This is a genomic window from Hoeflea sp. EC-HK425, assembly GCF_902498795.1.
GTDB classification, from domain to species: Bacteria; Pseudomonadota; Alphaproteobacteria; order Rhizobiales; family Rhizobiaceae; genus Hoeflea; species Hoeflea alexandrii.
Window position 1 is genome coordinate 1,395,156 of sequence record NZ_LR701572.1, and the last position, 19,575, is coordinate 1,414,730.

The 19,575-nt window shown below is 60.9% G+C and carries 15 protein-coding genes and 2 tRNA genes; 9 read left to right on the top strand and 8 right to left on the bottom strand.

Annotation, left to right across the window (positions count from 1 at the left end; genetic code table 11):
• Window positions 1-1,041, bottom strand: a complete 1,041-nt coding sequence (locus SPHINGO391_RS09375) for a cysteine synthase A (protein ID WP_152008587.1) — start codon at window positions 1,039-1,041, stop codon at window positions 1-3.
• Between the two features lie 272 nt (window positions 1,042-1,313).
• Between SPHINGO391_RS09375 and SPHINGO391_RS09380 the strand changes: the two genes are divergently transcribed.
• Both SPHINGO391_RS09380 and SPHINGO391_RS09385 read left to right on the top strand, forming a co-directional pair.
• Entirely contained in the window at window positions 1,314-1,958 is a 645-nt protein-coding gene (locus tag SPHINGO391_RS09380; RefSeq protein ID WP_152008588.1) for a ChrR family anti-sigma-E factor, read from the top strand.
• Window positions 1,959-2,042: 84 nt separating this feature from the next.
• Window positions 2,043-2,852 (top strand): SDR family NAD(P)-dependent oxidoreductase, encoded by an 810-nt coding sequence (locus tag SPHINGO391_RS09385; protein WP_152008589.1) that lies wholly within the window; start codon window positions 2,043-2,045, stop codon window positions 2,850-2,852.
• 109 nt (window positions 2,853-2,961) lie between these two features.
• Here the strand turns inward: SPHINGO391_RS09385 and SPHINGO391_RS09390 are convergent, their stop codons facing one another.
• The 6 genes from SPHINGO391_RS09390 to SPHINGO391_RS09415 all read right to left on the bottom strand — a co-directional run bounded on the left by SPHINGO391_RS09390 (window position 2,962) and on the right by SPHINGO391_RS09415 (window position 9,656).
• The gene (locus SPHINGO391_RS09390) at window positions 2,962-4,320 is read right to left on the bottom strand and encodes an MFS transporter (protein ID WP_244615153.1); all 1,359 of its coding nucleotides are present in this window, start codon (window positions 4,318-4,320) and stop codon (window positions 2,962-2,964) included.
• A gap of 142 nt (window positions 4,321-4,462) precedes the next feature.
• Window positions 4,463-5,713: a cyclopropane-fatty-acyl-phospholipid synthase family protein gene (locus tag SPHINGO391_RS09395; protein ID WP_152008590.1), complete on the bottom strand. Its 1,251-nt coding sequence runs from the start codon at window positions 5,711-5,713 to the stop codon at window positions 4,463-4,465.
• A 37-nt stretch (window positions 5,714-5,750) separates the two neighbouring features.
• On the bottom strand, window positions 5,751-6,602 hold the full coding sequence (locus SPHINGO391_RS09400; protein ID WP_152008591.1) for a DUF1365 domain-containing protein: 852 nt from the start codon (window positions 6,600-6,602) through the stop codon (window positions 5,751-5,753).
• Between the two features lie 2 nt (window positions 6,603-6,604).
• Complete coding sequence (locus tag SPHINGO391_RS09405) at window positions 6,605-7,945, bottom strand: FAD-dependent oxidoreductase (RefSeq protein WP_152008592.1); 1,341 nt, start codon at window positions 7,943-7,945, stop codon at window positions 6,605-6,607.
• A complete protein-coding gene (locus SPHINGO391_RS09410; protein ID WP_244615154.1) occupies window positions 7,942-9,402 on the bottom strand; it encodes a deoxyribodipyrimidine photo-lyase in 1,461 nt (486 codons plus the stop codon). Before SPHINGO391_RS09410 ends, SPHINGO391_RS09405 begins: the two co-directional genes overlap by 4 nt.
• 179 nt (window positions 9,403-9,581) lie before the next feature.
• A tRNA-Asn gene (locus tag SPHINGO391_RS09415) sits at window positions 9,582-9,656 on the bottom strand.
• Window positions 9,657-9,829: 173 nt separating this feature from the next.
• On the opposite strand from SPHINGO391_RS09415, the gene SPHINGO391_RS09420 reads away from it, so the two are divergent.
• Window positions 9,830-10,153 carry a hypothetical protein gene (locus SPHINGO391_RS09420; RefSeq protein WP_152011497.1) on the top strand — a complete coding sequence of 108 codons (324 nt, stop codon included), beginning with the start codon at window positions 9,830-9,832 and terminating at the stop codon, window positions 10,151-10,153.
• Window position 10,154: 1 nt separating this feature from the next.
• On the opposite strand, the gene SPHINGO391_RS09425 is transcribed toward SPHINGO391_RS09420, so the two are convergent.
• Window positions 10,155-10,228: transfer RNA gene (locus SPHINGO391_RS09425), tRNA-Cys, on the bottom strand.
• A 202-nt stretch (window positions 10,229-10,430) separates the two neighbouring features.
• Between SPHINGO391_RS09425 and SPHINGO391_RS09430 the strand changes: the two genes are divergently transcribed.
• The 6 genes from SPHINGO391_RS09430 to SPHINGO391_RS09455 all read left to right on the top strand — a co-directional run bounded on the left by SPHINGO391_RS09430 (window position 10,431) and on the right by SPHINGO391_RS09455 (window position 19,565).
• Complete coding sequence (locus tag SPHINGO391_RS09430; protein ID WP_152008594.1) at window positions 10,431-11,105, top strand: protein-L-isoaspartate O-methyltransferase; 675 nt, start codon at window positions 10,431-10,433, stop codon at window positions 11,103-11,105.
• A 183-nt stretch (window positions 11,106-11,288) separates the two neighbouring features.
• Window positions 11,289-12,641, top strand: coding sequence for a TolC family outer membrane protein (locus tag SPHINGO391_RS09435; protein ID WP_152011498.1), 1,353 nt, complete (start codon window positions 11,289-11,291; stop codon window positions 12,639-12,641).
• 182 nt (window positions 12,642-12,823) lie between these two features.
• Window positions 12,824-13,630, top strand: coding sequence for a DUF2497 domain-containing protein (locus tag SPHINGO391_RS09440; protein ID WP_152008595.1), 807 nt, complete (start codon window positions 12,824-12,826; stop codon window positions 13,628-13,630).
• Between the two features lie 252 nt (window positions 13,631-13,882).
• The gene (locus tag SPHINGO391_RS09445; protein ID WP_152008596.1) at window positions 13,883-16,696 is read left to right on the top strand and encodes a valine--tRNA ligase; all 2,814 of its coding nucleotides are present in this window, start codon (window positions 13,883-13,885) and stop codon (window positions 16,694-16,696) included.
• 360 nt (window positions 16,697-17,056) lie between these two features.
• On the top strand, window positions 17,057-18,781 hold the full coding sequence (gene ilvD, locus SPHINGO391_RS09450) for a dihydroxy-acid dehydratase (protein WP_152008597.1): 1,725 nt from the start codon (window positions 17,057-17,059) through the stop codon (window positions 18,779-18,781).
• A complete protein-coding gene (locus SPHINGO391_RS09455) occupies window positions 18,768-19,565 on the top strand; it encodes a tetratricopeptide repeat protein (protein WP_152008598.1) in 798 nt (265 codons plus the stop codon). Before ilvD ends, SPHINGO391_RS09455 begins: the two co-directional genes overlap by 14 nt.
• Window positions 19,566-19,575: the final 10 nt, after the last annotated feature.

The following is a 19,575-nucleotide window of genomic DNA, read 5'->3' on the forward strand; positions in this document are numbered from 1 at the left end:
TTACTGTTCACTCGCATAGGGGATGGAAAGGTCGCTGTTTCTGGTCAGCCATTCCGGCACCGGCAGATCCTTGGACGCGAGGAACTCCGGATTGAACAGCTTGGACTGGTAGCGGTTGCCGTAATCGCAAAGGATGGTGACGATGGTATGGCCCGGACCCATTTCGCGGGCCATGCGAACGGCGCCGGCGACATTGATCCCCGATGAGCCGCCAAGGCACAGACCTTCATGCTCGAGCAGGTCGAAGACCAGCGGGATGGCTTCCGAATCAGGGATGTTGAAGCTCATGTCGGGGGTGAAGCCCTCGAGGTTAGCGGTGATACGTCCCTGGCCGATACCCTCGGTGATGGAACCGCCCGAAGATTTCATTTCGCCGGTGGTGTAGAAATTGTAGAGCGCTGCGCCATCGGGATCGGCAAGGCCGATCTTGACCGACGGTTTGTGGCTGCGCAGCCCTTCGGCCACGCCGGCGAGGGTGCCGCCGGAACCGACCGCGCAAATGAAACCATCGACCTTGCCGTCAGTGTCGCGCCAGATTTCCGGCGCCGTGGTCTTCACGTGGGCCTGACGGTTGGCGACATTGTCGAACTGGTTGGCCCAGATCGCGCCATTGGGATCGGATGCGGCGATCTGTTCCGCCAGCCGGCCCGACAGCCGCACGTAGTTGTTGGGATTGCGGTAGGGGGCGGCAGGCACCTCGACCAGTTCGGCGCCGAGCAGGCGCAGCGCGTCCTTCTTTTCCTGGCTCTGGGTTTCGGGAATGACGATCACCGTCCTGTAGCCCAAAGCACAGGCAACCAGGGCCAGTCCGATGCCGGTGTTGCCGGCAGTTCCCTCGACGATCGTGCCGCCGGGACGCAGCAGGCCTTTGCGTTCGGCGTCGCGGATGATCTCCAGCGCTGCCCTGTCCTTGACCGACTGGCCTGGATTGAGAAACTCCGCCTTTCCGAGAATGGTGCAGCCGGTGGCCTCCGACGCCGCCTTCAGGCGGATGAGAGGGGTGTTGCCGATGGCGTCGAGAACGGAATTTATCGCTGGCATGATGTTTCCTGGTGGTGGCTGCTTGTGTAAAGGCTGGGCGAGACTAAGCAGCCAGTTCTGGCTTCTCAAGGCTTTTGTTGCAAGACACAGGCACTCCGGGTGCTCGGGGATAAGGGAAAATTTGCCTTCAATCGGCAAAAATGAGAAATGGCATGTTCCGGTGATCCATATTGTGTCCGTGGGCGTAAGGAAGGTAAATCGGAGTACTGAGGAACGGCTGTGGTGTCCCTTGTGGAAAGCAGCTGCCGCAAATGAAAGAAAGCTAGATACGCATGGTGCGTGAACACATCGATACGATCGACTCGCTGCTTGCAAGGTATGTCGCAGGAACACTTCCGACACCAGCAAGGGTTCTCGTCGAGGCTCATCTCGAACTCAAGCCGAAGAACCGGATCAAGGTTGCCAATCTTGAATCAATGGCCGGCCTCGAGTTGATGGATATTGACCCGGTTCCTCTCAGTAACCGCGATGCCATGCTGGCTGCGGTACTTGGATCGTCCGCGCCCGAGGTTTCTGGACGCGACGCCGGTGGCTCTGAGCGGGTGTTTCCCAAGGCGCTTTACGATTTCGTCGGCTTTGACGCCGACGACGTACCGTGGCGCACGCGGATGCCCGGCTTCAAAGAATATGACATCGGCGAGATCGAAGGCTGCCATGTCAACCTGTTCTGGATCAAGCCAGGTCGTACGGTGCCGGCCCACACGCATGAAGGCAGCGAAATTTCGCTGGTGCTGGATGGTGCTTTCAGCGATGCGCGCGGGCATTACGGACGGGGTGATATTTCCGTGGCCGACGACAGTGTCGATCACCGCCCGAATGCCGATATGGGTCGTCCGTGCATCGGATTGGCCGTCATGGATGCGCCGCTGAAGCTGACCGGGTCGTTCCGCCAGCTTATCGGAGATATCATCGGCTGACGCCGCGCAAGCCTCGAATTTATTGAACCAACAGGCCGTCTGGAACGTATCAGTTCCAGACGGCCTTTTTGATTGGAGAGACAGATGAGCACATTTACCGCCAGCCCAGCAGATGGAGCCGTCTGGGTGACCGGAGCATCCAGCGGCATCGGCAAGGCGCTGGCGCTCAATCTGGCCGCCGAAGGATTTACCGTTTATGCGACCGCACGCAGCGAAGATGCGCTGGCCAAACTTGCCGGCGAGGCGGGGAAGCTCAAGGGCCGGATCGTCGCCGCACCCGGGGACGTGACCGACAGCCAGGCAATGGCCCGAATTGCCGGGCACATCGACACCGAGGGCAAAGGGCTGGCGCTCGCAGTGTTCAATGCCGGGGTCTATCTCCCCGTTCATGGTGAAACACTGAAGGTCGGCGATTTTGACAAGACATTCGCGGTCAACCTTTCCGGCGTGGTCAATGGACTTGTTCCGGCCATCGACCGGATGAAAGCCCGCGGTCGAGGTCAGATCGCCATCGTCTCGTCGGTGACGGGCTACGGCGGCATGCCGACAAGTGCAGCCTATGGTGCGACAAAAGCCGCGCTTATCAACATGGCGGAAAGCCTGAAATTCGATCTCGACAAATTCGGCGTGAGCATCCAGGTGGTCAATCCCGGCTTCGTCGATACGCCGGCAACCGCGGACAACGCATTCGAAATGCCGGCTCTGCTGCAGCCGGAGGAGGCGGCCAAGCGCATCGCGCAAGGGCTGAAATCCGGATCTTTCGAGATCACGTTTCCACGCCGCTTCACCTATGTGCTCAAGGCGCTGCAGTTCCTGCCTTATCCAGCCTATTTCTGGCTGATGAACGCGGCGACCGGCTGGAAAAAGCGGCCGCTCGAAACGACCACTGACTGAGCTGCAGCGAGCGGTTGCGCGTGCAGTACGGCGCGCAAGAGGCTCTCCGCGAAATTCAATTCAAGAGATTTTATCCGCGTCGGTCGGTTTCGCGTGATTACATGATGCGTCAGGCGGACTCGATCCGCTGACGCAAGGAACGTTGGGTTTCTTCGTCCAGCGGGAAATTCCACATGATGGCGATGCTGGCGAGCTTCGCGGCAATCGGCACCCAAGCGTAGGCGACGGCCAGCGCCGTCAGTCCTTCTCCGGTTGCGTTGCTTTCAGCCGGGTCGAACCCGAAGGCGGCAAGCGCCGGGAAAACCACGCCGACGCCGCCGGCAAGCGATAGCTTGGTTGCCAGACTCCAGGCAGCGAAATAGGTGCCTGACCGTTGTTCGCCGGAGGCTGCGGTGTCGACATCGATGACGTCCGCCTGAATTGCAGGCGGAAGGGTCAGGTCAAATCCGAGCAACACGCCGGTCAGGGCGCAGATGACGGCAAAAGCGATCAGACTGCCCTCGGGCAGAAGCGGCGCAGGCGCGAATGCGACACAGGCGGCCAGCATGCCGTAGCACCAGGCGCGGTGCTTGCCGACCTTGCGCGCCACCCATGCCGCCAATGGTACGCCTGCGATAGCGCACAGAAAATAGAAGAACAGCAGAGGGCCGCGCGCGTCGGGAAGGCCCAGACGCGCGGAGACAAAATAGAGAAACAATGTCGCCGGTATGCCGTTTGCCAATCCGTTGAGAAAGAACGCCACGATCAGCCGAACGAATGGCCGGTTGCGAACGAGATGCGAGAGACCTGACTTGAGATCGACGCGGACCCGCGAATGTTCAATCGGTTCCGGCGTCAGAGAGACCGCCAGGGCGCCGAACAGCGGCAGGCCGATCAGGATGGTCAGCCCGAGCACGGCAAGGCCATGGACGCCGTCGGCTTGGTCAAACCCGATCGTGAAGGGCAGGGCGATGGCAATCAGGGTTCCAACCAGGATAAGGCCCTCGCGCCAGGCGGTGATCCGCGAGCGGCCGTGATAGTCGGTCGCAAGTTCGGCGCCCCAGGCCGCAAATGGGATCATGGCGGAGGTGTAGCCGAGAGACAGCATCAGGCCCCAGACCGCCAGCCACAGCACGGTTGCATCGACGGGAGGCCAGAACAGCATGAAGGCCGAGATCGCGGTTAGGGGCAGGCTGATCGCGAAAAGCGCGCGGCGGCGGCCGAAGCGGGGCCGGAACCTGTCTGCGGCCCAGCCGATCAGCGGATCGTTGACCGCATCGAAAATCCTCACCAGCAGCAGCGCGAAGCCGACCGAAGCCAGCGAAAGGCCGAGTGTCTCGGTGTAGAAGGTCGGAACCAGCACATAGAGCGGCAATGTCAGTGCCGCCAGCGGAACGGCCGGCAGCGCATAGGCCACGATCCGGGTCAACGCCAGGCGCTCGGGTGTCACCTGCGGGCTGTGGGAGGCAGTATCGGAGCTTGCGGCCAATGTTTCATCCGGGGTTTGGCCGGACCCTAGCGGTCGGGACCTTGAGGAGTTTTGGGTGTGTTGTTGGATACGCTGCGAAGCCGGAAATGGTTCACCCCGCCGAAGACCGCTTCAGCGAGGTGACAAGACGTGTTCGGTGCGATCAGCTGTAGACGACCTGCCGGACATTGATGTGACCAGAGCGGAAACCGGCTTCGCAATAGTACATGTAAAATTCCCACAGCCGTCTGAAGCGAAGATCGAAGCCCATCGGCTGGATTTCGTCCCAGGCATTCCAGAAGCGCTGGCGCCATTCGGCCAGAGTGCGGCCGTAGTCGGGCCCGAAGGCGCGATGCCCGACCATTTCAAGCTCGGCAGCCTCGCCAAGGAACTTGAGATGGTTTTCGGTCGGCAGCATGCCGCCGGGGAAGACGTAGCGCTGGATGAAGTCGGGATTGGCGCGATAGGCTTCATAGGCGTCGGGCTTGATGGTGATGATCTGCAGGCCGGCCTTGCCCCCGGGCTTGAGGCACTGACGGACCTTGGAGAAGTAGGTGGGCCAGTACTTTTCACCCACCGCCTCGAACATCTCGATCGAGACGATCCCGTCATATTTGCCGGTTTCGTCGCGATAATCCTGGAACCGAAGGTCGACCTTGTCGGAAAGACCAGCCTTTTCAATGCGCTCGCGTGCAAATGCCAGCTGTTCCCTGGAAATGGTCAGGCCGGTGACACGGCACCCGATTTCGCTTGCGGCGAACTCCGCAAAACCACCCCAGCCGCAGCCGATCTCAAGCACATGATCGCCGGCCTTGAGGCCCGCGGCCTCGGCAAGTGCGCGGTATTTTGCCGTCTGGGCGCTGGCCAGATCATTGGCGCCGTCACTGTACAGCGCCGAGGAATAGGTCATCGTCTCGTCCAGCCATTTCGAGTAGAAAGTGTTGCCGAGATCATAATGAGCCGAGATGTTCTTCCTGGCCTGCGACCGCGAGTTCGATCTGAGCCAGTGACGGATCAGCTCCACGACACGGGCGATGCCGCGCGCGCCGCTGGCCAGGTTATCTCCGACTTCCACATTGACCAGAAACAACTCGAGAAAGGCCGTCACATCCGGGCTTTCCCAGTCGCCGTCGATGTAGGATTCGGCAACCCCGATGGTCCCACCGGTGAGGGCACGATGGGCAAGATTCCAGTTGTGCAGGATCAGCGTTGCATCGGGGCCTTCGGACCTGCCTTCTATGAGCACCATACGGCCGTCGGGCATGCGGATTGACAATCGCCCGTGTGCCATGTGCAGCAGGCCGCGCAAGGCAATCTTGGCCTTGGCCGGCAGCCCCCGAAGATAGGCTGACAAATTGTCGGTTGAGAGCTTTTCAACCGCTTGAGTTTCATTCCAGGTGGCTTCAGTCTTCATGATAGCAGCCTCCTCCGTCTCGCCAATGTTTCACTCGTCACGGCCTTGCCGCCTGACTTTCGAACTCTTCCCGGTCACGATAACTCGTTGCGGGAGGCGGCGCCGGGCGCGGCACATAACGCACCCCCTTGAGCCACAATTTGAGCGCCTCGTAGTGGATGCCACCGACAATCTTCCACGTCAGCAGTGGAATCTGCAAGAGGCAGCCCAAAATTGACGGTGTTGTCAGGGCCCGTCTCTGGCCACTGTAGGTGGCAGCAAGCAGCGGCCCGGAGCGATCTATTTCCAGAATGCGCCACCTAATCTGCTCGCCCGGAATGTTCATGCGGAAATTGTAGCGCGCTTGCATCTCGATGAAGGGCGAGACGTAGAAGAGCTTTGAACGGCTCTGGCGTATTCCGGCGGGCGTCATGTCTCCTGGCTCGAGCTTGCAGACATAGGTGTGGTTTTCGCCAAACGTGTTGCGCACCTCGTAAACCAGCGCCAGCAGCTCTCCGGCCTCGTCATAAGCGTAGTAGACTGACAGCGGATTGAAGACCTGGCCGAAGATGCGCGGATAGCAGGCCAGTTCGATGCGCGCGGCGGGCCGGTCAAGACCTGCATCGGTGAGCAGGGCGTCGACATGGGCGCGCAGGGACGGCTGTTTCGCGCCTCGCAGGTGGTCGGCCTCGTGGAAGGAGGCGACATTTGCCCGGTTGACAGAGAACAGCGGCGAAAGCCGGTCGGCCTCGTCGAGACGATCGAGATCGATCAGCAGCGAATAGACCCGGTAGCGGAACCGGTGGCCGACGGGTTTCATGCGCTGGTGCATGACATCACCGGCATAAAGGCATGCCGGTGATCTGGCGGCGTCCGGATCCGCCGAGGCGGATTGTGGGGCGTGTTTCATGATCACGCAGCCACTTCTGTGGTTTGCGCCGGGTCCTTGCGCCAGGGCAGAACCGCGCCGAGCGCTTCTGCTGCCAGAATGCCTGAGGTCAGTCCGTCCTCGTGAAAGCCGTAACCGGTCCAGGCGCCGGCAAACAGGGTGTTGTTGTCACCCTGGATCTGCCGCAGCCGGGCCTGGACATCCATCGCATCCGAACCGAACTGCGGGTGGTCATAGCTGAATTCGCCGAAAACCAGCTCGGGCCGCGGCTCCCGGTCGGGATTGAGCGTGACGAACAACGGTTTGGAGGCGTCAATGCCCTGCAGCCGGTTCATCCAGTAGGAGACGGCGACATTGGCATCGCTGCGCTGATCGGAGGAGCGCAGGTAGTTCCAGGACGCCCAGACCTTCTTGCGGGTCGGCATCAAGCGATCGTCACGGTGCAGCAGCACACGGTTTGGACTGTAGGGGATGGCGTTGAGGATTGATGTTTCCTGTTCGGTCGGCCGGTCAAGAATGCGCAGTGCCTGGTCGGTGTGGCAGGCAAGAATGACCCGGTCATAGGACATGGTCGCGCCGCTGGTGTCGAGAATGTCGACGCCGTCCGCGCTCCGGCAGACCGACACCACGCCGGCATCGAGGCGGACGCGGTCTCCGAGCGGCGCCAGCAACTTGGTCAGATAGTTGCGGCTGCCGCCGGTCACGGTGCGCCAGGTTGGGCGCTCGGAATAGATGAGCCGGTGGTTCTCGAAGAAATTGACGAAATAGGTAGCCGGGAACTCCATCATCCGCTTGGCCGGAGTCGACCAGATGGCTGCCGCCATCGGAACCAGATAGTTGTTCATGAAGCCGGGCGAAAAGCCCCGCCAGTTGAGATAATCGCCGATCGAGCGTGCGGCGAGGTGGCCCTCGGCGCGATCGAGAAGGCAGATCTTGTTGAAGCGAAGGATCTCACGCAGCATCAGCAGGAACGAGGGACGCAGAAGATTGCGCTTCTGGGCGAACAGCGTCGAGAGATTGTCGCCACCCCATTCGAGCTTGCCGTAGTCCAGTGACAGGGCAAAGCTCATGTCGCTGTCATGGGTTGTCACATCGAGGTGCTCGAACAGCGCGGTGAGGTTCGGGTAGTTCAGCTCGTTGTAGACGATGAAGCCGGTATCCACCGAGATCGGAGCGCCGTCATAGTCAATGTCGACCGTTGCCGTATGCCCGCCCGGCCGTTTTTCGGCTTCGTAGAGCGTGACGTCATGCAGATCGCGCATGGCCCAAGCCGCGGAAGCGCCGGAAATGCCCGAGCCGACAACGGCCACTTTCAGGCGCTTGGGGCTCGTGGTGGCCGGGAAGGGTTTCATGTGTACGTTCATGCGGCATCCTTGATCTGCTTATAGGCGTCCAGCGCGCGCTCTCGCGCCCGTTTATGGTCGACAATCGGTGTAGGGTATGTGTCACCGAGGGAAACGCCAGCGGTTTTGAGAACCTTGTCGGGCGCGCTCCACGGTTTATGGATGAATTTGGCCGGTATCTTTTCCAGTTCGGGCACAAATCGACGGACATAGTCTCCTTGAGGGTCGAATTTCTCGCCCTGAAGCACCGGATTGAAGATCCTGAAATAGGGAGCCGCATCGGCGCCGGAACCGGCGACCCATTGCCAGCTGGCCGCGTTGGAGGCGGCGTCGGCATCGACGAGGGTGTCCCAGAACCATTCCTCGCCCTTGCGCCAGTCGATCATCAGATGCTTGGTGAGAAAGGACGCAACCACCATGCGGATGCGGTTGTGCATCCAGCCTGTCTGCCAGAGCTGGCGCATTCCTGCATCAACGATGGGATATCCGGTCTGCCCCTTCTGCCACGCAACCAACGCCTCGTCGTCATTGAGCCAGGGGAAGTCATCGAACTTGGAGTTGTGGTTTTTCTTCGTGAGTTCCGGTTGGTTGACCAGCAGGTGCCAGGAGAACTCGCGCCAGCCGACTTCCTTGCGAAACGTGGTGCGATCATCGGAAGAGGCGCTGGTGTCCGCGTCCCTCATGGCTTCGATGATCTGTGCTGGCGAGATTTCGCCGTTGGCAAGGTGCGGCGAGAGGCCGGATGTGGCATCCACGCCCGGGATATCGCGACGCTCGGAGTAGCCCTTGAGCCGGTCTTCCAGGAATTCGGCCAGCCGTTGTCGGGCGCCCGCTTCCCCGGGCGTCCAGGTCTCCTTGATCCCTCCCGACCAGTCGGGCTTGGTTGGAAGCAGACCCCAATCCTCAAGGTTTTCCGATTCGAGCCTGGAAATGCCGGGGAAGGCCTTGAGACGTTTGGGGGCGTCAAGCGGCGGCCGGTTTTCGATGCCGGATTCGATGGCACGCCAGAACGGGCTGTAGACCTTGTAGTAGGTTCCCGATCCCGTGCGCAGCCGGGTCGGCTCGTGCAGCAACTGACCGGGAAAGCTTTCCGCCACAAGCTCGTCTGACTGGAGTTCGGCCTTGAGAGCCGCATCGGCATCGCTGAAGGCCGGGTCGTATCTGCGGTTCCAGTACACTGTCGAGGCGCCTGTGGCCTTGACCAGCTGCGGGATCAGCTCAGCGGGTTTGCCGGTCAGCAGGACGAGCTGCGTTCCGCGGTTCTCGAGCTCGGACGCCAGCCGCGCAAGCGAATGATGCAGCCACCATTGCCGTGCCGCGCCGAGCGGGCGTGCCGAGCACGGGGTTTCTCGTATGTAGACCGGAATCAGGGACGCGTGGCTGCAAGCGGCCGCCAGCGCCTCGTTGTCGGAGAGCCGCAGGTCACTGCGAAACCAGACAATCGCCGGGCTCTCCAGATGGTCTGTGTCGCGTTCCATTCGATGCATTGTTTCCGTTTTGGCGAAAGTCGCCGCGCCTTTTGAATGTCTCTACGGATGTACGTAAAAGCCGGATCAAAAGTTTCACGAAAAAATGCTTGATTGCGAAAGAGTTGCGGCCTGTCGCGAGCCGGCAAAAAAAGGCCGCAGTCCCGAGCGGGATGCGGCCTTTGGAAATCTGGCTCCCCGGGCCGGATTCGAACCAGCGACCGATCGATTAACAGTCGATTGCTCTACCACTGAGCTACCGGGGATCACTGCGTCAAGCAGCGTGGGGGGCCTATAACAAATGCCTCTCTGATTTGCCAAGCGGTTTTTGAAGAAAATGTGTCGATCTTGCGAAGTCGTCTTCCAAAGCCCATCTCTTGCGCTCATCCAACCCGGCTCACCGCAGCCTCTTCAGCCGCCCTGGACGGCTCTGGTGACAATGACCCGAAAACCGTTCTTCACATTCAATGCCGGCCGTGGCGAGATCCGGATCGGGTCGAGGCTGTTTGGCCTGCCGCGACACCCGTCCCTGCGAATCGCATTGGGCGTGGGTCTCATTCTCGGCGGAGTTCTCGGTTTCCTGCCAGTGCTTGGATTCTGGATGCTTCCGCTTGGATTGCTGGTGCTTTCCCTTGATCTGCCGCTGGTCAGGCGCTGGCGCAGGTCTTTCGTGGTGCGCAGGGAACGACGGAACGGCAAGAGAGAGCAGCGCGAAGGCGCCGCGTCACGAAGCCCGGCAGACAAGGAGGAGAAGGGGAAATGAATGGAGGCCTCGCCCGGAATCGAACCGGGGTGCAAGGATTTGCAGTCCTCTGCGTAACCACTCCGCCACGAGGCCTCTTGCCGGTTACTCACCGGACGGCTGGCAAATAGACGGAGAATCGCAGCGGCGCAAGGGGGGATCTTGGCCCGTGTACCGGTTTCTCGTGAGCCTCTCCGGTTGAAAACCCTGAATTCGACGGGCGGCAGTCCGGATCAGCTTGAATCTCGCGGTGCGGCGCTTTAATGAAGCGCAAGACCAGATGCATCGGAGAGACCGGATGGGCACCGACTATCAAGACGCGCGCCAGAAAATGGTGGACAACCAGATCCGCACGACGGATGTGACATCGCATTCCGTTTTGAAGGCTTTCCTGACGGTTGCGCGTGAGGACTTTGTCCCAACGCCGCTCAAGCCGCTGGCTTACATCGACGACGATATCCGGATTGCTGCAGGCGGAGACGATGGCGTTGCCCGTTATGTAATGGAGCCGTCGCCGCTGGCAAAGATGCTTCAACTGGCGCAGATCAACCGTGACCAGGTCGTCCTCGAGATCGGGTGCGGCTCGGGCTACACCGCGGCCATTCTGTCGCTGCTGGCTGGATCCGTGGTTGCGGTCGAAAGCGATACGGAGCTCGCAGATGCGGCAAGCGAGAGGCTGAGTGACGGCGGCTACGACAATGTCGCGGTGGTGACCGGCGAACTCGAGAAGGGCTACGCAGCCGAAGCACCCTATGATGTGATCTTCATCAACGGCGCGGTGGAAACGGTTCCTGCAGCCTTGTTCGACCAGTTGCGCGAGGGCGGCCGGCTTGTTGCCGCGGTCGGTGTCGGACTTTCCGCCCAGGCCAGACTCTTCGTCAAGGAGGGTGGCGCCGTGTCGGGCAGGGCTGCTTTCAACGTCTCTGTCAAACCGTTGCCAGGTTTCCGCAAGGCCGAAGAATTCGTCTTCTAGCCTCCTGCCTCAAGGGGTTTGAAGGGTGCTGCCAATCGTCGCGCTGTTGCGCGATGGCAACTTGATGGGGATTAGTGAACGATTATTCACTCTGCGCGATTGCGTCCTGCGGCGCCAGCCATCATATATTGATGGAACATCATGATGGTGTCCTGCGCAGCTTCGGGATCACCGCTTTCGCGCATGCTGGAGTATGTACTCGTGTCATTTCTCAAGAATTCACTGGCCTGTGTTGCCGTCGTTTCCATGGTCGCCCTGGCTCCGCAGCCGGTTTTCGCAGAGACAATCTACCAGGCCATGGCAAAGGCCTACGAGAACAATCCCGATCTCAATGCTGCACGTGCCGGCTTGCGCGCAACCGACGAGGGGGTGGCGCTGGCGAAATCGGGCTACCGGCCGTTCATCGGTGCGGAAGCGACCACGGCAGTTGTCAACACCGAGGGGCGCGTCGCCAAATCGGCCAGCATCGGGGTCTCGATCACGCAAACCCTTTTTGACGGATTCCAGACCCGCAACAATGTGCGGGCGGCCGAAGCTGCGGTTTTTGCCGGTCGCGAGAACCTTCGCGGTACCGAAATCGATATCCTGCTTGCAACCGTACAGGCCTATGCCAACGTCAACCGCGACAACCAGATCGTCGTCTACCGCAAGCAGAACATTGCGTTCCTTCAGGAGCAGTTTTCGGCGGCGCGGGCCCGTTTCGACGTTGGAGAGAGCACGCGTACGGACGTGAGTCTGGCCGAAGCCCAGCTCGCCGGCGCCAAGGCCAGCCTGACGGCGGCGGTGGCACAGGCCAAGTCCAGCGCCGCTGTTTATGCCCAGATTGTCGGCTCGATGCCGAAGAACCTCAAGCCGGTGCCATTGCCGGGCAAGTTGCTGCCTGCATCGCTCGATACAGCGGTGGCGCAGGGTACCCGCGAGCATCCGGCAGTGCTTGCCGCTCTCTTCGGTGTTGATGCAGCCGGGTACAAGGTCAAGTCCGAGGAGGGCGCGTTCCTTCCAGGTGTGACGGTGTCCGGATCGGTTGCGGAAGCCGATGGCGGCGTGAGCACCAGCCAGATCCAGGCCAAATTGACCGTGCCGCTCTACCAGGGTGGCGCTGCCTCGGCGCAGGTGCGCCAGGCCAAGGAGCAGCTTGGCCAGCAGCGCATTCTGGTGGATTCGGCCCGTCGGTCGATCGAGCAATCTGTGGTGTCCTCCTGGACGCAGATGGAAGCGGCGCGGGCGACCATCGAAGCCAACAGGGCGCAGCTTTCGGCTGCCAATCTTGCCCTGAACGGCGTGGTAGAGGAGCGCCGGGTCGGACAGCGCACGACGCTTGACGTGCTCAATGCCCAGCAGACTGTGCTCAATGCCAAGGAAGCGATTTCCCAGTCGGAACGAAATGCAATCGTTGCAAGCTTCTCCGTGCTTGCTTCGACGGGCAAGCTGACGATCGACCAGCTTGGCCTTCAGGTTGCCAACTACCGGCCTGAAGTCCATTACGAAGCGACCAAGGACCGCTGGTACGGTCTTCGAACCGTCGACGGCCGCTGAGCCGCCACGCTTGAGCCACGCTGCTGCCGCGCGCTGCTGCAGCCGATGGCCGCCAGGAATTCCTGTGCATGAACATGCAAGCGGCGGCCGGTGCGATTCTCAAATCCAGATCAATGCCGTAGACTGGTCTGGTGATTCGCCGGTTGGCATGAGCCTGGCGACGAGAGTAACGGAGCGTATTCATGGGACAGGCCGGCGCACAGCGCGAACCGACGATGGAAGAAATCCTGGCTTCCATCCGCAGGATCATTGAGAACAACGAGCCTGGTGCCGATGGCAATCCACTCGGTCTTGGTCTCGCCGACGGCGACCCGGCCGACCGGTACGATGCCGATGCAACGACCGCCGATGAAGTTTCCGACGACGCAGAAGCAGACACCTCCGATGCGAGCGTCGCGGTGGGCGGTTTGGAGAGCCAGCGTTCAGCGGCGAATGATGCGGCTGGCGCGCAGCCGGTTTCGCTGGCCGAAGTGGCTGCGCGGGCGCGCATGATGCCCGAGACCGATCAGGCACCAATCCATGATCAGGGCACAGAAGACTACGCCGCGGACCCCGCGCCCGAGGTAATGGATGCGGCGGCAGAGGAATTGCGTGAAGCACTGGTGTCCGAGGAGCCGTTGGAAGCGCCGGTTCAGCCTGTGGCCGAAGAACCAAATCCGGTTTCAAACGAGGCGGAAGAAGTCGAACACCCCGAAATGAAAGAAGCGGTTGCCGCCTCACCCGAAACGGCTTCCGGGGCTTCAGCCCCGGCTGCGGAACCTCAGGGCGGCGGACAGCTGGTTTCGCTGCAAACCGGCGAGAAGGTTGCGGCTGCGTTCAACGAACTTGATGCAGCGATTGCTGCCGGCCAGCAACGGTCCTTCGACGAGATTGCCGAAGAAATGCTGCGGCCGATGCTGACGCAGTGGCTCGATGACAATCTGCCGACCCTGGTCGAGCGGCTTGTAAGGGAAGAAATCGAGCGGGTATCGCGCGGCAATCGCCGCTGAGGCGATGTGTTCATACGAAAAAATGTGAGCCCAGAACTGCAGAGCTGAGACTTCCTTTTACGCATTGGGCGTGCCCCGCCGACCCGGGGCGGTCCGATGCGTCGCAGTTTGACTGGCGGAGCCTGATGGTCCTTTGCAGCGGGTTTTGTGCCTGCTGCATGACGCTATCGGCAGTACCGCTCGTGTTGACACTGCCAATCGGTTCCGCTTTATCACAGTCCTATTCCCACAGATGCGAACGGTTCCCCGATCATGCTCGAAAAAACCTATGATGCCGCGGCTATTGAGCCGAAAATTGCGACACGCTGGGCGGAGGCGAATGCATTCGCTGCCGGCGCGGGGGCGCAGCCGGAGCAGGATTCATTCTGTGTCGTGATCCCGCCGCCGAACGTCACCGGCTCTCTGCACATGGGGCACGCGCTCAACAACACGCTGCAGGATATCCTTGTGCGTTACCACCGCATGCTGGGTGAGAATGTTCTCTGGCAGCCCGGGATGGACCACGCGGGGATCGCAACCCAGATGGTTGTCGAGCGGCAGCTTGCGGAGCAGCAGATCCATCGCCGCGAAATTGGCCGGGAAGCATTCGTCGACAAGATCTGGGAGTGGAAAGACCAGTCCGGCGGCATGATCTTCAACCAGCTCAAGCGGCTTGGCGCATCGTGTGACTGGTCGCGCGAGCGCTTCACCATGGATGAGGGGCTTTCGCGGGCCGTGCTGGAAGTCTTTGTCAGCCTCTACAAGGAAGGGCTGATCTACAAGGACAAGCGCCTGGTCAACTGGGATCCCAAACTGCTGACGGCGATTTCCGATCTCGAGGTGGAGCAGGTCGAGGTCAAGGGCAATCTCTGGCATTTCCGTTACCCGCTGGCCGACGGCATGACCTATGAGCATCCTGTTTCCCACGACGAGGAAAGCGGAACCCATACCTACGAGACCCGTGACTATATCATCGTCGCCACGACCCGGCCCGAAACCATGCTGGGCGACACGGCTGTGGCGGTCAATCCGGAGGATGCGCGCTACAAGGACCTGATCGGCAAGCAGGTGGTTCTGCCGCTGGTTGGACGGCGCATACCGATCGTCGGCGACGACTATGCTGATGAAACGGCCGGGTCCGGCGCGGTGAAGATCACGCCGGCGCACGACTTCAACGATTTCGAGGTCGGCAAGCGGCATCACCTCAAGGCGATCAACATCCTGACCACCGATGGCAGCGTGACGCTCAAGGACAATGAGGATTTTCTCGAAGGCCTCAAGGTCGAGGGCAAGCTCATCGAGGTGATCGAGGAGCTTGACGGCATGGACCGTTTTGCCGCGCGCAAGGAAATCGTCTCCAAGATGGAGGAGATCGGCTGTCTCGACCATATCGAGCCGCACACCCACATGGTGCCGCATGGCGACCGTGGCGGGGTGCCGATCGAGCCGTTCCTGACCGATCAATGGTATGTCAACGCTGCCGAAATGGCCAAGCCCGCCATTGAAAGCGTGCGTGAGGGGCGGACCAACTTCGTTCCGAAGAACTGGGAAAAGACCTATTTCGAGTGGATGGAGAACATCCAGCCATGGTGCATTTCCCGGCAATTGTGGTGGGGGCACCAGATCCCGGCCTGGTATGGACCCGATGGCCAGGTGTTTGTCGAGAAGGATGAGGAAACCGCGCTCGAAGCCGCGATCCAGCACTACATCGCCCATGAGGGCCCCTGGAAGGCCTGGGTCGAGGAAAAGCTTGAGAACTTCAAGCCGGGAGAGATCCTGACCCGGGACGAGGACGTGCTCGATACCTGGTTTTCCTCCGCCCTGTGGCCGTTCTCGACCTTGGGTTGGCCCGACAAGACGCCAGAACTTGCCCGCTACTATCAGACCGACGTGCTGGTGACCGGCTTCGACATCATCTTCTTCTGGGTTGCCCGGATGATGATGATGGGACTGCACTTCATGGATGAAGAGCCGTTTCACACTGTCTATGTCCATGCGCTGGTCCGCGACAAGGATGGCGCCAAGATGTCCAAGTCGAAGGGCAATGTCATCGATCCGCTGGACCTGATCGACGAGTATGGCGCAGATGCCTTGCGCTTCACGCTGGCGATCATGGCGGCACAGGGCCGCGATGTGAAACTTGATCCGGCACGGATCGCCGGCTACCGCAACTTTGGCACCAAGCTTTGGAACGCCGCCCGTTTTGCCGACATGAACGGCGCCGTGCTGGACCCGGCCTTCGATCCCTCTGCCGCGAAGCTGACGATCAACCGCTGGATTCTTACGGAACTGACCCGGACCGCAAACGAGGTGAAAACCGCGATCGAGGCCTACAAGTTCAACGAAGCCTCGAGCGCTCTCTACCGGTTTGTCTGGAACCAGCTGTGCGACTGGTACCTGGAACTGCTCAAGCCGGTGTTCAACGGCGAGGACGAGGCGTCCAAGGTCGAGGCCCGCGCCTGTGCGGCCCACGTGCTGGCGCAAGCCGTCAAGCTGTTGCATCCGTTCATGCCGTTCATGACCGAGGAACTCTGGGAGCATCTGGCCGGTGAGAGCGCCGGTCTTGCCTGCCATGCATCCTGGCCGCAGCCGGTGTTTTCGGATGAGGATGCGGCCTCGGAAATCAACTGGCTGATCGATCTGGTTTCCGGTTTGCGATCGGTGCGCGCGGAAATGAATGTTCCGCCATCGGCCAAAGCGGCGCTGGTGATGGTCGGCGCGAACCAGGCGACAGAAGCAAGGCTGTTGCGTCATGATCCCGCCATCAAGCGGCTGGCGCGGGTGACCGACATCATTTTGCAAGCCGCGGTGCCGTCTGGCTCGGCCCAGATCGTGGTGGGGGAGGCAACCGCCTGCCTTCCGCTCGGTGATCTTATCGATCTTGATGCGGAAAAGGCGCGGCTTGAAAAGGCGCTCGCCAAGGTTCGTGATGACATCGAGAAGATCGAGCGCAAGCTTGCCAACGAGAAGTTCGTGGCCAATGCCAAGCCGGAAGTGGTGGAAGCTGAGCGTGAAAAGCTCGTCGATCTCACCGGTCAGAACGAGAAGCTCGCGGCGGCCATCGAGCGACTTGGTCAGGCGGGCTGACGGCAAGACTGAATGTTCAGAAGTGAAGGCGGTCCGGAAACGGGCCGCCTTGTCTATTGCGAGGCAGGAACATCGCGCGTGATGTTCCTGCCTCGCTTTTCATTGAGATGCTTTTCGCCTGGTGGCGGCGCATCGATGGCTCTGCCCGGCTCGGCGTAGCTGTTCGAGCTTTCGGTTTTTTGTCACTTGGATGCGCGAGATCACGCAATGTGACGATTCCGCAACACATTTCATGAAAGCTTCTGCTATGAAAATGCAGGGGTATGAGATGCCCATTTCCCGCCACAAACGGGGCGCAGGGCAGGGTACCGTTTCAGCCCCGCGGCTCGCCCCTGCCGGCATGACGCGTCTGAGGATATGATGAGCACCACGAAGTTTGACAAGTCCCGCCTTCCGAGCCGTTACACGACGGTTGGGCCGGAGCGCGCCCCGCATCGCTCTTTCCTTTATGCAATGGGACTGTCAAGCGAGGAGATCGCTCAGCCGCTGGTCGGTGTGGCGTCCTGCTGGAACGAGGCGGCGCCCTGCAACATCTCGCTGATGCGGCAGGCGCAGATCGTCAAGAAGGGTGTTGCCGCCGGCAAGGGCACACCACGTGAATTCTGCACCATCACCGTGACCGATGGCATCGCCATGGGTCACCAGGGCATGAAGGCGTCGCTGGCAAGCCGTGACCTGATTGCCGATTCGGTGGAGCTCACCATGCGCGGCCACTGCTATGATGCGATTGTGGGTCTTGCAGGCTGCGACAAGTCGCTGCCGGGCATGATGATGTCGATGGTCCGGCTCAATGTTCCCTCGATCTTCCTGTATGGCGGATCGATCCTTCCGGGCAGCTACCGGGGCCGCCAGATTACGATCCAAGACGTGTTCGAAGCCGTCGGCCAGCATTCGGTTGGCGACATTTCGGACGAGGACCTGCTTGAGATCGAGCAGGCAGCCTGTCCCTCTGCAGGCTCCTGCGGCGCCCAGTTTACCGCCAACACCATGGCGACCGTGGCCGAGGCGATCGGACTGGCTCTGCCTTATTCCTGCGGCGCTCCGGCAGCCTACGACATGCGCGACAAGTTCTGCTACGCGGCAGGCGAGAAGGTGATGGAGCTGATCGCCAAGCAGATCCGGCCGCGCGATATCGTCACGCGCAAATCGCTCGAGAATGCCGCGGCCGTCGTATCGGCCACCGGGGGGTCGACCAATGCGGCGCTGCACCTGCCGGCGCTTGCCCATGAATGCGGCATCGAGTTCGATCTTTTCGACGTTGCGAGGATCTTCGAGCGCACGCCCTACATCGCCAATCTGAAGCCCGGTGGCAAATATGTTGCCAAGGACATGTTCGAAGCCGGCGGCATTCCGGTGCTGATGAAGACCATGCTGGAGCATGGCTATCTTCACGGCGACTGCATGACCGTGACCGGCCGGACGCTTGCCGAGAACATGGAGCATGTGCGCTGGAATGACGATCAGGACGTGGTGCATCCGGCCAACAAGCCGATCACCAAGACCGGTGGAGTTGTGGGCCTGAAGGGCAACCTGGCCGAAGACGGCGCGATCGTGAAGGTCGCCGGGATGTCGAAACTGGCATTTACCGGTCCGGCACGGTGTTTCGATTCCGAGGAAGACTGCTTCAATGCTGTCACAAATCGGAATTACAAGGAAGGCGAGGTTCTGGTGATCCGCTATGAGGGCCCCAAGGGTGGCCCGGGCATGCGCGAGATGCTGTCGACCACCGCTGCGCTCTACGGCCAGGGCATGGGCGACAAGGTTGCGCTGATCACCGACGGCCGGTTCTCCGGCGCGACCCGCGGTTTCTGCATCGGCCATGTCGGCCCGGAAGCCGCCGAAGGCGGGCCGATCGGCCTGCTTCAAGATGGCGACATCATCGAGATCGATGCGGTTGCCGGTACATTGAATGTGCAACTTTCCGACGAGGAACTGGCTGCGCGCAGGGAAAAATGGATGGCGCGGGAGACTGATTACGCATCAGGCGCGCTTTGGAAATACGCCCAGACAGTGGGATCGGCGCGTTACGGTGCTGTCACCCATCCGGGCGGAGCGAAAGAAAAACACTGCTATGCAGACATCTAGCCGCACCCGGACGGGTCTTTTTGGTGTTGTTGTTGCCGCTGCCCTCGGCTTTGGCGGACAGGCGTTTGCGCTTGATCCGAATGCAGGGGTGACGCGCGAATCGGGACCGTTCGATCTCTTCAAGTTTGGCTTTTCAGCTTACAAGAGCGGCCGCAAGGATGAGGCGGTTGAGGCCTACCGGTATGCGGCTGAAAAGGGCCATCCGGGAGCGCGGTGGGCGCTTGCGAACATGTACGCCTATGGCGATGGCGTGGTCGAAAACGACTACGAGGCTTTCAAGATCTATGACGATATCGCCCGCCAGGGTGTGGAACCGGGATCGCAGGACACCGGTTACTTCGTCAATGCGCTGCTGTCGCTGGCGACCTATTACCAGAAAGGTATTCCCGGCAGCCCGGTCAAGGCCAATCTCGGTGCCGCCCGGCAGCTCTATTTCCAGGCTGCTTCCGCTTTTGGCGTGCCGGAAGCGCAGTACCGGCTTGGACGCATGATCCTTGAAGGGCAGGGTGGCGCCAACGACATCCAGCAGGCCAAGAAATGGCTAAACCGCGCCCGGGTCAGCGGCCATCCCGCCGCTGCCGCGGTTCTCGGCAATGTGGTGTTTGAGGAGGGCCAGACCGTGCGCGGCCTGGCGTTCATGACCGCTGCGCTCGAGCGCTCGCCGGCCTCCGACAAGGCCTGGATCCAGTCGATGCAGGAGCGAGCCTTCTCGCTTGCAGGCGAAGCCGACCGCCGTACCGCGATCGCGCTTGCACAGGATATGCTGGCGAAGGGCCTGAACTAGGACAGCCGCA

Coding starts and splice junctions, on each gene's coding strand:
- SPHINGO391_RS09385 (WP_152008589.1), top strand. CDS start 2,043: ATGAGCACATTTACCGCCAGCCCAGCAGATGGAGCCGTCTGGGTGACC.
- SPHINGO391_RS09405 (WP_152008592.1), bottom strand. CDS start 7,945: ATGAACGTACACATGAAACCCTTCCCGGCCACCACGAGCCCCAAGCGC.
- SPHINGO391_RS09380 (WP_152008588.1), top strand. CDS start 1,314: ATGGTGCGTGAACACATCGATACGATCGACTCGCTGCTTGCAAGGTAT.
- SPHINGO391_RS09420 (WP_152011497.1), top strand. CDS start 9,830: ATGACCCGAAAACCGTTCTTCACATTCAATGCCGGCCGTGGCGAGATC.
- SPHINGO391_RS09430 (WP_152008594.1), top strand. CDS start 10,431: ATGGGCACCGACTATCAAGACGCGCGCCAGAAAATGGTGGACAACCAG.
- SPHINGO391_RS09435 (WP_152011498.1), top strand. CDS start 11,289: ATGCTGGAGTATGTACTCGTGTCATTTCTCAAGAATTCACTGGCCTGT.
- SPHINGO391_RS09445 (WP_152008596.1), top strand. CDS start 13,883: ATGCTCGAAAAAACCTATGATGCCGCGGCTATTGAGCCGAAAATTGCG.
- SPHINGO391_RS09410 (WP_244615154.1), bottom strand. CDS start 9,402: ATGGAACGCGACACAGACCATCTGGAGAGCCCGGCGATTGTCTGGTTT.
- SPHINGO391_RS09395 (WP_152008590.1), bottom strand. CDS start 5,713: ATGAAGACTGAAGCCACCTGGAATGAAACTCAAGCGGTTGAAAAGCTC.
- SPHINGO391_RS09440 (WP_152008595.1), top strand. CDS start 12,824: ATGGGACAGGCCGGCGCACAGCGCGAACCGACGATGGAAGAAATCCTG.
- SPHINGO391_RS09375 (WP_152008587.1), bottom strand. CDS start 1,041: ATGCCAGCGATAAATTCCGTTCTCGACGCCATCGGCAACACCCCTCTC.
- SPHINGO391_RS09455 (WP_152008598.1), top strand. CDS start 18,768: ATGCAGACATCTAGCCGCACCCGGACGGGTCTTTTTGGTGTTGTTGTT.
- ilvD (WP_152008597.1), top strand. CDS start 17,057: ATGAGCACCACGAAGTTTGACAAGTCCCGCCTTCCGAGCCGTTACACG.
- SPHINGO391_RS09400 (WP_152008591.1), bottom strand. CDS start 6,602: ATGAAACACGCCCCACAATCCGCCTCGGCGGATCCGGACGCCGCCAGA.